At 44.0% G+C, this 13,124-nt stretch carries 11 protein-coding genes and 1 pseudogene; 7 read left to right on the forward strand and 5 right to left on the reverse strand.

The annotated features are described in order from the left end of the window. Nucleotides 1–189: 189 nt before the first annotated feature. Both pnp and nlpI read left to right on the forward strand, forming a co-directional pair. Complete coding sequence (gene pnp / locus B7C60_RS04625; protein ID WP_099610637.1) at nt 190–2,325, forward strand: polyribonucleotide nucleotidyltransferase; 2,136 nt, start codon at nt 190–192, stop codon at nt 2,323–2,325. A gap of 120 nt (nt 2,326–2,445) precedes the next feature. Next, entirely contained in the window at nt 2,446–3,342 is an 897-nt protein-coding gene (gene nlpI / locus B7C60_RS04630; protein WP_099610638.1) for a lipoprotein NlpI, read from the forward strand. Between the two features lie 56 nt (nt 3,343–3,398). Here nlpI and B7C60_RS04635 read toward each other — a convergent pair whose 3' ends face one another. The 3 genes from B7C60_RS04635 to B7C60_RS04645 all read right to left on the reverse strand — a co-directional run bounded on the left by B7C60_RS04635 (nt 3,399) and on the right by B7C60_RS04645 (nt 7,533). Further along, nucleotides 3,399–4,292, reverse strand: a complete 894-nt coding sequence (locus tag B7C60_RS04635) for a U32 family peptidase (RefSeq protein WP_099610639.1) — start codon at nt 4,290–4,292, stop codon at nt 3,399–3,401. Nucleotides 4,293–4,310: 18 nt separating this feature from the next. Beyond that, the gene (gene ubiU / locus B7C60_RS04640; protein WP_099610640.1) at nt 4,311–5,324 is read right to left on the reverse strand and encodes a ubiquinone anaerobic biosynthesis protein UbiU; all 1,014 of its coding nucleotides are present in this window, start codon (nt 5,322–5,324) and stop codon (nt 4,311–4,313) included. Between the two features lie 163 nt (nt 5,325–5,487). Continuing rightward, nucleotides 5,488–7,533, reverse strand: a complete 2,046-nt coding sequence (locus B7C60_RS04645) for a putative bifunctional diguanylate cyclase/phosphodiesterase (RefSeq protein WP_099610641.1) — start codon at nt 7,531–7,533, stop codon at nt 5,488–5,490. Nucleotides 7,534–7,789: 256 nt separating this feature from the next. Between B7C60_RS04645 and ubiT the strand changes: the two genes are divergently transcribed. The 5 genes from ubiT (at nt 7,790) to prfC (ending at nt 11,488) form a co-directional block, all read left to right on the forward strand. Continuing rightward, nucleotides 7,790–8,317 carry a ubiquinone anaerobic biosynthesis accessory factor UbiT gene (ubiT, locus tag B7C60_RS04650; RefSeq protein ID WP_099610642.1) on the forward strand — a complete coding sequence of 176 codons (528 nt, stop codon included), beginning with the start codon at nt 7,790–7,792 and terminating at the stop codon, nt 8,315–8,317. Next, nucleotides 8,301–8,801 carry a GNAT family N-acetyltransferase gene (locus B7C60_RS04655; RefSeq protein ID WP_099610643.1) on the forward strand — a complete coding sequence of 167 codons (501 nt, stop codon included), beginning with the start codon at nt 8,301–8,303 and terminating at the stop codon, nt 8,799–8,801. The genes ubiT and B7C60_RS04655 overlap by 17 nt, the downstream gene beginning before the upstream one ends. Nucleotides 8,802–8,878: 77 nt before the next feature. Continuing rightward, nucleotides 8,879–9,280, forward strand: a complete 402-nt coding sequence (locus B7C60_RS04660) for a DNA polymerase III subunit psi (protein WP_099610644.1) — start codon at nt 8,879–8,881, stop codon at nt 9,278–9,280. Between the two features lie 4 nt (nt 9,281–9,284). Continuing rightward, the gene (rimI, locus tag B7C60_RS04665; protein ID WP_099610645.1) at nt 9,285–9,734 is read left to right on the forward strand and encodes a ribosomal protein S18-alanine N-acetyltransferase; all 450 of its coding nucleotides are present in this window, start codon (nt 9,285–9,287) and stop codon (nt 9,732–9,734) included. Nucleotides 9,735–9,898: 164 nt separating this feature from the next. After that, nucleotides 9,899–11,488 carry a peptide chain release factor 3 gene (gene prfC, locus B7C60_RS04670; RefSeq protein ID WP_099610646.1) on the forward strand — a complete coding sequence of 530 codons (1,590 nt, stop codon included), beginning with the start codon at nt 9,899–9,901 and terminating at the stop codon, nt 11,486–11,488. Between the two features lie 154 nt (nt 11,489–11,642). Here prfC and srmB read toward each other — a convergent pair whose 3' ends face one another. Further along, nucleotides 11,643–12,869 carry an ATP-dependent RNA helicase SrmB gene (gene srmB, locus B7C60_RS04675; protein ID WP_099610647.1) on the reverse strand — a complete coding sequence of 409 codons (1,227 nt, stop codon included), beginning with the start codon at nt 12,867–12,869 and terminating at the stop codon, nt 11,643–11,645. Between the two features lie 89 nt (nt 12,870–12,958). Next, nucleotides 12,959–13,124, reverse strand: a pseudogene (locus B7C60_RS17845) (tRNA (adenosine(37)-N6)-methyltransferase TrmM); the annotation flags it as partial.

The following is a 13,124-nucleotide window of genomic DNA, read 5'->3' on the forward strand; positions in this document are numbered from 1 at the left end:
GATGCCGTCCAGCATTCAGTGCTGGATTTGTTATCTCTCACTGCATTACAGTCACCCAAGTCGGCCAGCAGGTCGCGGCTATTAAAAAGTGATTTAGGCGATATAGAGTCTCTTTTTACTAGTCGCGATTGGTAATGCTTTGAGTGTTGATTAATTTATCTAGGTTTCTCCCTAGAAAAGGAAAACTCAATGTTCGAAAAACCAGTAGTAAAAACATTCCAATACGGAAATCATACCGTTACATTAGAAACAGGCGTGATGGCACGTCAAGCCACCGCAGCCGTAATGGCAACCATGGACGACACCGCCGTGTTTGTTTCAGTTGTCGGTAAAAAAGAGGCAGTACAAGGCCAAGACTTTTTCCCTCTCACAGTGAATTACCAAGAGCGTACTTACGCAGCAGGTAAGATTCCTGGTGGCTTCTTTAAGCGTGAAGGTCGTCCTTCTGAAAGCGAAACCTTAATTGCACGTTTGATTGACCGTCCAATTCGTCCTCTTTTCCCTGATGCCTTCACAAATGAAGTTCAAGTGATTGCAACCGTTGTTTCGGTTAACCCGAATGTTCAGCCAGATATCATCACTATGATTGGTACTTCGGCAGCTTTGGCGATTTCTGGTATTCCATTTAATGGTCCTATCGGTTCTGCTCGTGTGGGTCATATCGATGGTCAATTGGTGTTAAACCCAAGTCCAAAAGAATTAGACAAATCTCGTCTTGATCTTGTGGTTGCGGGTACTGAAGGCGCTGTGCTGATGGTTGAATCTGAAGCTGATATTCTGACTGAAGAGGAGATGTTGGCTGCGGTAGTTTATGGTCATGAGCAACAGCAAGTGGTCATCAAGGCGATCAATGAATTCGCAGCTGAAGTCGCGACTCCCGCTTGGGAATGGCAAGCTCCAGAAGAAAACATTGCCCTAAAAGAAAAAATTGCTCAGTTAGCTGAAACTCGTTTTACCGAGGCTTACCAAATTACCGAAAAAATGGCGCGTTATGAGCAAGTCGGTCAGATTAAGTCTGATGTGATTGACGCGCTATTAGCCGAAGATGACTCACTTGATGTGATGGATATCAAGAAAATGCTCGGCTCTCTTGAGAAAAAAGTGGTACGTAGCCGTATTATCGCCGGTGAGAAACGTATCGACGGGCGCGAGAAAGATATGATTCGTGCTTTAGATGTACGTACAGGAGTATTACCACGTACTCACGGTAGCGCTTTGTTTACTCGTGGTGAGACTCAAGCTTTAGTCACCGCAACCTTAGGGACGCAGCGTGATGCACAAATTATTGATGAACTGACAGGTGAGAAGAAAGATCACTTCTTATTGCATTATAACTTCCCTCCATACTGTGTGGGTGAAACTGGCTTTGTGGGTTCACCAAAGCGTCGTGAAATTGGTCATGGTCGTTTAGCGAAACGTGGTATTGCGGCGGTGATGCCATCAGTGGATGAGTTCCCATACACCGTACGCGTTGTTTCTGAGATTACTGAATCAAACGGTTCTTCTTCAATGGCATCTGTGTGTGGTTCATCACTAGCGTTGATGGATGCGGGTGTACCTATTAAAGCCTCTGTTGCCGGTATTGCGATGGGCTTGGTGAAAGAAGAGCAAGATTTTGTCGTCCTTTCTGACATTTTAGGTGATGAAGACCACCTAGGTGATATGGACTTTAAAGTTGCCGGTACCTCTAATGGTGTGACGGCACTACAAATGGATATCAAGATCGAAGGCATTACTAAAGAGATCATGCAAATTGCGCTGAACCAAGCGAAAGGTGCACGTTTACACATCCTTTCTGTGATGGATCAAGCGATTGCTGGTGCACGTGATGATATCTCTGAATTTGCACCTCGTATCCACACGATGAAGATCAGTGCTGAAAAGATTAAAGATGTGATCGGTAAAGGTGGTGCGGTTATCCGCATGTTGACTGAAGAAACCGGTACAACCATTGAAATTGAAGATGACGGTACGATCAAGATTGCCGCCACAGATGGTGATCAAGCCAAAGAAGCGATTCGTCGTATTGAGCAGATCACTGCAGAAGTTGAAGTGGGTAAAATTTACACCGGCAAAGTCGCTCGTCTAGCTGATTTTGGTGCTTTCGTAACCGTGTTACCAGGCAAAGATGGCTTAGTCCATATTTCACAAATTGCTGATAAACGCATTGAAAAAGTGTCTGATGTTCTCTCTGAAGGCCAAGAAGTTCAAGTGAAAGTCTTAGAAATTGATCGTCAAGGCCGTGTTCGTTTGAGCATGAAAGAAGCGGTAGAAAAACCGGCAGAAGAAGCCCCTCAAGACAATGCGGCACCAACTGCGGAATAATAATTGCATTATTGTTCTCGAAGAACAGTTTTCGCTTTTTGGGGACAAAGCATGATATAAAGGGAGCGTAATTCGCTCCCTTTTTAATTGGATCATGCGAAATAACAGGAGTATGGATTTGTGAAATGGCTTCAAACCGCTCTTATCAGTGCGGCATTCTTGTTACTTGCTGGATGTGTTTCTACTGGATCTCAACAAACCCAGTGGGTCTACCCACCCATGGCGATTCCACTGCAATCAAACGTGCAGCACGAAGTTAAAATTGCGCGCTTAACGCAGTTACTACAACGTAGCGATTTAAATGATGACGTTCGTGCGAAGATGTTTTTTGAGCGGGGAAATAGCTATGACAACGTCGGATTACGCGATCTGGCTCGCCTTGATTTCACTCAGTCATTAGCGCTCAATCCTGCTCAAGCGGACATTTTTAACTTGCTTGGCGTTTATTATACTGAAGCGGGAGAGTTTGATGCGGCTTATGAAGCGTTTGATTCAACCCTCGAATTAGATCCAAGTAATGAATATGCGGTACGTAATCGTGCTATTGCGTTGTATTATGGGGAGCGGACCGAGCTTGCTTTTGAAGAAATCAGTCAACATTATCAACAAGATCCAGACGATCCATTTCGGGCGCTTTGGCAGTACATTATTTATAGTGAACTCAACCCAGAGCAAGCAAGGGATGAATTAGCCACTCGTTATCAGCAGCATGATGAACAGTGGGGATGGGTCATGGTTGGATTAATGCTGGATAAGGTGTCGGAAGAGCAGCTATTTAAAATTTTGCTCAATAATACGCGAGATAATACCGCACTGGCTCAACAGTTGACCGAAACCTATTTTTATCTAGGCAAGCGGTATCAATTACAAGGGAACTACGCTCATGCGATTTCCCTGTATAAACTGGCCCTCTCGTTTAATGTCTATGAGTATGTGGAACACCGTTACGCTTTCTTAGAGTTAGGGCGTATCTATCAGAATCTACGCGAAGCTCAACTGGCAAAAAGCACCCAATAAAAACGTACAATAGAGGTCGGTAGCATCATGGATTATCGATGCTGCCTGCCTGCTTTTTAATTATTCACTAATTCATTATTAACTAAAGCTAACCCCTCAATTTGATGCCAATAGCCGTTACAGTGATGGTTCGTGAGCGATTGCGGTTGTTGGCCTCGCTCATTGGCTTGGAAAAGCTGAAGATGCTCAAAGGTTTCAACACCGAGAGGGCTTAAGCGAACAACGTCAACTAACCCTACCATGCTGGATAAATCATTGACTAAGTTATAACAGTAGCCAGATTGGGTCTGAATACCATTCAAGTTAAAGACGTCTTGTCCTTCTTGGCTCTGGACGGAAATCCCCGTAGGGTAACGGATACAGCAGGTTTCGCATTCGTCTTTAGCTTTATTTTCGGCACGCGCAGTAAAACAGCGGGCAGAATAGGCCAGAGGTAAATAACCATGGGCAAACACTTCGGTCGCAAACTTATCTTTAATATTCAATGCGTCACACTGCTCAAGTACATTGATGAGCCATTGACGAGAAAGTTCGACCGGCATACACCAGCGAACCATTCCCTGTTTGAGAAAAATCTTGAGTGTTTGCGCATTATAGCAATTGATGGCAGGGCCAACGACAAAGGGAACGTTTTGTTGGTGTGCCATCTGAATCGCAGAAACATCATTGGCTTCAATCGTAAATTCACCATTATCAATATATTTTTTCATAACATTGAGTTCGCTCGGTACTTCTAGCAAAGCCATGGTAGAAATCACCACTTCCTTACCTTGAGTGGTGAGCTGCTTTGCTAGATCAAGCCAATCTGCGGCTTTAAGCTCACGACGTTTAGAACAGACCGTTTCCCCTAAATAAATGATATCGGCCGAGCTTTCACAGGCTTGGTGATAAAAATTTTCAACATCGTTTTTTGGCCAAAAGTATAGCAGAGGGCCTAATGCGTATTTCATGCGTTTTTCCCTGTTCATTTATTGCCATTGACGATGATAAGCACCAAGTGTGGTTTGGGTGCCTTCTGAGACGTTGGCAAGGCTAGCATCCCAAGCCGGTTTTACTTGATACTGGTCTGGGTTGGCAAGGTAGTTATCGATGGCGGCTCGCCAGGTGCGAGTTACCTGTTCAACATAGGCTGGGCTACGTTGACGTCCTTCTATCTTCACTGACGCGATATTGGCAGCAAACAGTTCAGGCACCATCGATAATGTATTTAAGCTGGTGGGCTCCTCTAGAGCATGATAGCGTTTTTGCTCGCCATCAAGTTCAGCGAGAAATCGCCCTTTACATAGGGTCGGGTAGCCTGCGTTTTCACCACAGGCATAGCGATCGATCAAGATGTTGTTAAGACGAGATTCTAAGCCTTGTTCTGTTTCTTGCCAGCGAACGTACTTGGCGGGAGAGCAAGCTCCGACTGTATTAGGGGATTCTCCGGTCATATAGGAGGAGAGGTAGCAACGTCCTTCCGACATAATGCATAAACTACCGAAAGCGAAGACTTCCAATTCGACCTCTTTCGGAATATTGCGTGATAGTTGTTTCACCTGATGAATGGACAGCACACGAGGTAAGACAACGCGTTTGACATTGAAATTTTCATGATAAAATTCAATAGCTTTGACATTAGTCGCTGAGGCCTGTACCGAGAGATGTAATTCAATGTCAGGGTAGCGCTGAGCTGCATATTCAAGAATGGCGACATCAGCGATAATCAGAGCATCAACCCCTAGAGCGGCAGCTTGATCAACCGCTTGTGTCCAGCGCTGGAAACCTTCTGGGTGGGCAAAGGTGTTTAGTGCAATATGTAGTTTTTTATTTCGATCATGCACATAGTTGATCGCTTTTTCTAGTTTCTTACCAGTAAAATTCAAACCGGCAAAGTGACGGGCGTTGGTGTCATCTTTAAAACCGATGTAAACCGCATCGGCACCACAATCAATGGCGGTTTTCAAGGCAGGTAAGTTACCTGCGGGGCAGAGTAGTTCCATTGCTCATTACTGTTTTTAAAGGAAAAGTTTTTATATTTTAGGAAGAGTTGTTGGTCCACTCCTTGATATAAGGCAGGTTTCACTCATTCAATTGTTATTTACCGATAAAGGTTTATTGTGCGAAGCCACGAATTTAGTCTGTCACTTTATCCTTGATTGCTCGCTATTCAATATTTAGAGGTGTGCGCCGATATTGAGTAAATAGCTCCTCAACTTCGTGTTTAGGTTTGGGGCGATAAAAATGAAACCCTTGAATGGTATGACAGTGAAGGTGGGAGAGTAATGTCGCCTGTTGCTCTGTTTCAACGCCTTCGGCAACCACGTCAAGATGGAGCGATTTGCCTAATTTAATAATGCTTTCCACCACCGTGGCCTGCTTAGGAAGGGTGTCAATATCGGTAATAAAGGTGCGATCTATCTTTAATTCATCAATCGGGAAGCGGGCTAAATAAGCCAATGATGAATAGCCAGTACCAAAATCATCAATAGACAATGAAAAACCTAACTTTTTGATCGCATTTAACATTTGTAAAGTGTGTTGACTGTCACTCATCACTGCACTTTCGGTCAGTTCAAAAGTAATACAGCTAGGATCAACGCCGGTTTGTTGTAGTAATTTTTCTAAGTGATGGATTAATTGTGTATTGCCAAATTGCTCTGGGGAAATATTGATAGCCACTTTACCGGGTAAAATATTTTGTTGTTGCCAACGCTTAACGGTAACAAAAACTTCTCGAATCACCACCCGCCCTAGGTGTTCAATAAGCCCAGCTTTTTCCGCAACAGGGATGAACGCACCGGGGCTGATATAACCTTCAATAGGGTGTTTCCAGCGTACTAGTGCTTCTGCACCATTGATACTAAAATCACGGGCATTCACTTTGGGTTGATACCAAACTTCAAGCCCATTTTGTTGCAACGCTTTCTGCAATTCAATTTCCAGCCATAAGCGCATGCGAGCTTCTTTATTCATTTGGTTATTGAAGGTGATCCAACGATTACGGCCACGATCTTTTGCTTCATACATGGCAGTATCGGCATTTTGCAGTAACACCCTAGCGTTATTGCCATCTCCTGGAAATTGTACACAGCCGATTGAACAGGCTAAACGTTTGCTAAAATGGTGAAGGTCAAAAGGTTGGTTAATTAAGCGAATAATTCGATCGGCTAACATTTCCCCCACTTTGGCATGTTCAGGCTCTGGGATAATCAGGCCAAACTCATCGCCACCCAAATGACCTAATACCGCTTGAGGGGGGAGTATACGCTGTAATCGACTAGAAACTTCTTTGATGACTTTATCACCAATATGATGCCCTAGTGAGTCATTAATATTTTTAAAGTTATCAATATCTAGATAGAGCATCATGAGTGGGATTTGATTATCAATAAAATGGTCGAGACACTTGGTAAACCCTAATCGGTTACTGACGCCAGTTAATTGATCAATGTGAGTATGGTGTGAAACCGTATTCGTGATGTTTGATGATGGCGCGGCATCTTGAATCAAAATCAGGTGTGCCGGCTGGTGAAACAGTGAAGTTGATTTTGCACTGAGTCGCACGCGGCGAGCAGCACCACAACGAGGCCCAGTGACACACAAAAGCGAATCTTGCATCAGCCTATCGGCAAGAGATGATGTCAATGGTTGCTGCGTCGATTCATCGATAAAGAGCTGGGACAGTGATTCGCCGAGTAAATTGAGCTGTCCAGCATGTCCTAATAATTGGGCGGCTGATGCGTTAGCAGATAAAATATAGTCGTCTTCAACCAGTAGCACTCCACAGGGCAGCAGCTGGCTGAGAGCGAGAAATTTTTGTTCCGCTTCCTCCAACGCACATTGCAATGTGTGTTTTTCAGACTCATCTATGGCCTGAAATAGAATATAGTCTGGATGATCTTGATGAAAAATTGGTGAAAGAAAAATACGCAGGTGTGTCGTCAAACCAAGCCAGTCAATCTCGATTGTGCTTTCTAATGTTTCCCCGTTAAAAGCACGGTCATAATAAGGCTTTAGCTGTTGGTACAGCGCTTCATTAAAAATATGTCTATCATCCATTCCCACCATTTCAAAGGGAGTCAAGCCACTGAGTTCAGCATAGCGCTCATTCACTAAGACATACTGATGTTGGCGATCAAAAATAGCGATCCAAACTGGGCTATGTGCGGTTATTTTATTAAACCAATATGGTAGATGTTGAGTGGGCATTAAAAAGTGACCAACCCTATAAAATCTGTCGTATTCACAAAGTGATTAACTCTTCTAAATTTCATCAACTATAACTTTGATCCAATAGGTTGGAAAGCTTCATAAAAATCTCCAACTGAGAATTTTTTCATCTGAACCTCGCGAAGTCGTCCCGTTGATATTTAGAAAATTCCTTTTCTTTGATGCATAACAGGTACGAGACTTGGCCGAACCATTATGATAATGAGCAATGATTCTAAGGTAACGGATAACGCGCGTGATAAACAAGATTCGAACCCAACTCGTTCAAAATGCAGCATCAATTTTGCGATCTCCAGTCCATTTATTGCCGAAATTTATACAAAAAAAACTTTTACTTGATGGCTTGAAAATGGTCTTTCAAGAAGCATTGGAAGAGGGTGATTTTGAGTTTCTGAGTGATAAATGGTTGAAAGTTGAAATTCGTGATCTCAAATTGCACTGGTATATTAGTTATCAACAAGAGCGTTTGTTGGTTGCCGATGTAGCGCAACAAGAAGATGTGAGCTTTAGTGGTAATGTGAATGATTTAATCTTAATTGCGGGGCGTAAAGAAGATCCCGATACACTATTTTTCCAGCGTCGTTTATCGATTGAAGGGGATACCGAATTAGGATTAGAGGTTAAAAATTTGATGGACAGTGTGGATTTGCAACAATTACCGCAAGCGCTACAAATTTTACTTCACCAATTGGCTGATTTTGTGCATAAAGGCATGCAAACGCCGAATAGACACAATGAGGTCGAAAATGCTTATTCGAACTGAGGCTCCTGCGGATATCCTCGCGGTCGATCGCTTATTAAAATCGGTATTTGACACCGAACGAGAAGCGAATTTAGTGATGAAACTAAGAGAAAATGGTCGTCGAACTTTGTCGTTAGTCGCTTGTGATGATGAAGGTGATATTGTCGGGTATGCTTTATTTAGTCCGGTAATGTTGAATGGCGAAGATCTCAACTGGCAAGGTTTAGCGCCATTAGCCGTTGAAACAAATTATCGCTGTCAAGGCATCGGTGCTCAACTGGTCAATGAAGGGCTAAGTTCCTTAGGTGAGTTGGGGTATCCTGCGTGCGTGGTATTGGGAGCCCCGAATTACTATCAACGCTTTGGTTTCCGTGTTGCGAAGTCGCATGGTTTTCATTGCCCATGGCCTGAGGTTGAGTCAGCATTTCAAGTGGTCGAATTATGGGAGGATGCTTTTGCTGGTCGTCAAGGGCTCATCGAGTATTGCGATGAATTTTCCCAATAGATGTCAGTATAAGTCTCTTGAGCTGAGTTGATGATATTTGTTAGCATGCGCTCAACTGGCAAGAGAAGTAGAGTATCATGGTTGATCAGCAGCAGTATTTACAGGCGATGGGCATTCAATATTGGCAATTAGTCCATCCACAGCGACTGGCGGGCTATCAGCCTCAATTAATGCCGCTTGATCCTGATTGCCGCCTATTGTTGATCTCCCCCTCCTTTCCCTCTGAGTCGGAAATTTTGTGGCTAGAAAAAGTACTAAAGTCTTTCCATGTGACGTTAGTTCAAGCTAGACAGGTTTTTCCTGAACACATAGCACAATTGGATCTTACTCACTTGGCGTGGATCTGGTATGCCGGGTGCGAGGTGTCAGTGACGGCTCAAGCCAACTTGCTACACACTCCCCCCTTAAGTGTTATTAAAAACGATACTCGTTATCGACGAGATTTATGGCAGCAAATTTGCTCTTACAGTGAACAATAACCATATGGCAATGCAATTTTTACCACTTTCTACAGCACATCTAGCAGAGGTTTGGCATATCGAGCAGCATGCTCACAGTCATCCTTGGTCAAAAAATATGCTGGAAGATGTCGCTAGCCGAGGAGCTTGTCATCAAGTGATGATGGTTAACCAGAGCGTTGTTGGCTATTACTATGCACAAAATATTGTTGGGGAGGTCACCTTGCTTAATATTGCGATTGCGCCGAGTGAGCAAGGAAAAGGATATGGCAAACAGCTTCTCCAATATTTTTTAGCGCAATGTGAACAAAGCAAGGCCGAAAGTGCTTGGCTCGAGGTGAGAGAGAGTAATCAACGAGCATTTCATCTTTATCAGCAATTAGGTTTTAATGAAATTGATCGCCGGTTTAATTATTATCCGACCGCACAAGGAAAAGAAGATGCGATCATTATGAGCTATTTTTTCTTTGATTAATGCTGCTGTTTCCTCCTCTATTTTTCTCCTGAATAATAAGCTGTGAAAACTCGATTCGTTTAGTTGCTCCGATCGTGAAGATCAGCGAGAATATTCGGTAATTTGAACTCAAAGGGCAACTTCTGCCATTCGGCGGAAGTGACCTTAAAAAGAAGATTTCTTGCATGTCTAATACTCCTTTTATTGGTGAAGTCGCTAAGCGTCGAACTTTCGCCATTATCTCTCACCCTGATGCGGGTAAAACAACCATTACTGAAAAAGTATTACTGTTTGGAAATGCGATTCAAAAAGCTGGAACGGTGAAAGGCCGAGGTTCGGCCCAGCATGCCAAATCAGACTGGATGGAGATGGAAAAAGAACGGGGAATTTCGGTTACCACCTCGGTAATGCAGTTCCCTTATCGTGATGCTTTGGTCAATTTGCTTGATACTCCCGGACACGAAGATTTCTCGGAAGATACCTATCGTACATTAACCGCGGTCGACTCATGCTTGATGGTCATTGACGCGGCAAAAGGGGTTGAAGATCGCACCCGTAAATTAATGGAAGTGACTCGTTTACGCGATACGCCGATCATCACTTTTATGAATAAACTTGACCGTGATATTCGAGATCCAATGGAGCTGTTGGATGAAGTTGAGAACGAGCTAAATATCGCCTGTGCCCCTGTGACTTGGCCGATAGGCTGCGGTAAAGAGTTTAAAGGGGTGTATCACATTCATCGGGATGAAACCATTCTTTATGCCACAGGGCAAGGGCATACCATTCAAGAGGTGCGTGTGATTGCTGGCTTGAATAACCCTGAGTTAGATAATCAAGTCGGTAGTGAGCTGGCCCAGCAATTGCGGGATGAATTAGAATTGGTGCTTGGTGCATCAAATGAGTTTGATCGAGAACTATTTTTAAGCGGCGATTTAACTCCGGTTTTCTTTGGTACAGCATTAGGTAACTTTGGCGTCGATCATATGCTGGATGGTTTAACCGAGTGGGCACCTTCTCCTTTACCTCGCCAAGCCAATGAGCGAGTGGTGCAAGCGACAGAAGATAAGTTCTCCGGCTTTGTGTTTAAAATTCAGGCCAATATGGATCCGAAACACCGTGACCGTATTGCTTTCATGCGCATCGTGTCTGGGACTTATAAACAAGGCATGAAGATGAACCACGTTCGCTTGGGCAAACAGGTTAGCATTTCTGATGCGGTGACCTTTATGGCGGGGGATCGTTCACGTGCCGAAGAAGCGTTTGCCGGTGATATCATTGGCCTACATAACCACGGAACCATCCAAATTGGTGACACTTTTACTCAAGGGGAAACGTTGAAATTCTCAGGAATTCCTAATTTTGCTCCTGAGTTATTCCGTCGTATTCGTTTAAAAGATCCACTTAAACAAAAACAACTGCTCAAAGGGCTAGTGCAACTTTCTGAAGAAGGGGCGGTACAGGTTTTTCGTCCTCTACAAAATAACGATTTAATCGTTGGTGCGGTCGGGGTATTGCAGTTTGATGTGGTGGTCGCTCGTCTTAAATCGGAATATAACGTGGAAGCCATTTATGAAGGGGTTAATGTTGCGACAGCGCGTTGGGTTGAGTGTGACGATGCGAAGACACTGGAAGAGTTTAAGCGTAAAAACCAAAGTAATTTAGCGTTGGATGGCGGGGATAACTTAGCGTATATCGCTCCAACCATGGTTAATCTGAATTTAGCGCAAGAACGAGCACCTGAGATTTTGTTCCGAGCGACGCGTGAGCATTAATCTTTACTTGTCCTATTTGATGCATAATGGTTAGTACTGGCAATGAGACCGCTTAAGCGAGCTCCAGCACTACACTTTGAGTCAAACGCATTGTGCTAAGCAAGAAAAAAGCCGATGAACGATGCATCGGCTTTTTGCTATTGAGAGGAGCGGGTTACTTTTTTTTCTTTGTCGCTTTCTTTTTCACAACGGTTTTCTTTTTTTCATCTTTTTTCTTTTTCTTGAAGGTCGGCTTTTTATGTTTAGGGCGTAAACCTTCTATAAATCGTTCTTTAATCTCTTCTTTTACATAACGGGCGACCCGATCCATCATCGGCTGATCGTGTGCTTCGACCAAAGAAATAGCATTGCCTTTCTTACCGGCGCGAGCCGTTCGACCGATGCGGTGTAAATAGACATCAGCACTACGGGGCATGTCAAAGTTTATTACATGGCTAATGTCAGGCACATCAATGCCTCTGGCGGCAACATCAGTAGCCAGTAGGACATTAACCTCACCCTCACGAAAGCGAGTGATGGCGTTATTACGGCGATCTTGTGGCATTTCACCTTGGATCCAAGCGCAAGCAATTTGTGCTCTTTCGAGTTCTGCACGCAGTTCAGCTAATCGTTCACGGGTTTTTAAGAAAACAATTGCCCGTTCAGACTGTTGGGTAAGAATGGTTTTGAGTAGTTCAAGCTTATGTTCCATATTGTCTGCGCGGTGATACCATTGCGCAATTTTTTTCCGCTCACGGCGCGGTGGTTCTGCGTTAACTTCTGCTGGGTTAGTGAGTAGATCAGCAGTAAACCCTTCTACTCCTCGCCCCTCTAATGTGGCAGAGAAAAGTAAGGTTTGCTTACGCCAGCGACATTCAGAAGCAAGGCGATCAACCACAGGGCCAAAGCCCATATCTAGCATGCGATCAGCTTCATCAAGTATTAGCCATTCAATGGCACGGCAATCGAACCGTTCCGCTTCTATATATTCCAGCAAACGGCCAGGGGTTGCCACGACAATATCTTGGGTCGTGGCGAGAATCTCAGCATGCTCTTGATATTGAACCCCCCCAGTGATGGTAAAAATATTAAGATGGGTATATTTAGCCAATTCACGAGCTTGTTCGGTGATCTGCATGGCGAGTTCACGAGTAGGCGTGAGGATTAAGATCCTCGCTGGGCCTCCTTTTTTGCGCGGGAAATCTTGTAAATATTGCAGTGCAGGGATGACAAATGCCGCCGTTTTACCCGTACCTGTTGGTGCAGAGGCAAGAATATCTCTACCGTCCAGGGCATGGGGAATCGCTTCCTCTTGAACTTGAGTGGGGCGTTGAAAGCCCATTTCTTCAATTGCTTCAAGAAGATTGGCATCCAGTTCTAGGTCAGCAAAGGTTTTAGTCACAGTTGGGGTACTCCGCAAGGCTGGGGCTGAATAGTCTAAAATAAAGGGCGCACATTATAGTTGGATCTTTAGTCAGATCACATCTCTAATTACTTCATCTTAAGATAAAAATCCCGAGTCAGGGCTATAAAGTCATCACTATACCCATTTTTAGTATGGATCGTCAGTTTACTGCGTTCAACTTGACTCATTTTTTTACTGAGTTCAAATAGTAACCGATGTACTGCTTTTGAAGGCGTCGGGCTGACTTCACAT

Source organism: Vibrio fujianensis (genome assembly GCF_002749895.1).
GTDB classification, from domain to species: domain Bacteria; phylum Pseudomonadota; class Gammaproteobacteria; order Enterobacterales; family Vibrionaceae; genus Vibrio; species Vibrio fujianensis.

What these genes read in the sequence shown, in the direction of transcription:
- ubiU (WP_099610640.1), bottom strand. Translation starts at nt 5,324, where the DNA reads ATGGAACTACTCTGCCCCGCAGGTAACTTACCTGCCTTGAAAACCGCC.
- prfC (WP_099610646.1), top strand. Translation starts at nt 9,899, where the DNA reads ATGTCTAATACTCCTTTTATTGGTGAAGTCGCTAAGCGTCGAACTTTC.
- pnp (WP_099610637.1), top strand. Translation starts at nt 190, where the DNA reads ATGTTCGAAAAACCAGTAGTAAAAACATTCCAATACGGAAATCATACC.
- B7C60_RS04660 (WP_099610644.1), top strand. Translation starts at nt 8,879, where the DNA reads ATGGTTGATCAGCAGCAGTATTTACAGGCGATGGGCATTCAATATTGG.
- B7C60_RS04635 (WP_099610639.1), bottom strand. Translation starts at nt 4,292, where the DNA reads ATGAAATACGCATTAGGCCCTCTGCTATACTTTTGGCCAAAAAACGAT.
- B7C60_RS04655 (WP_099610643.1), top strand. Translation starts at nt 8,301, where the DNA reads ATGCTTATTCGAACTGAGGCTCCTGCGGATATCCTCGCGGTCGATCGC.
- rimI (WP_099610645.1), top strand. Translation starts at nt 9,285, where the DNA reads ATGGCAATGCAATTTTTACCACTTTCTACAGCACATCTAGCAGAGGTT.
- B7C60_RS04645 (WP_099610641.1), bottom strand. Translation starts at nt 7,533, where the DNA reads ATGCCCACTCAACATCTACCATATTGGTTTAATAAAATAACCGCACAT.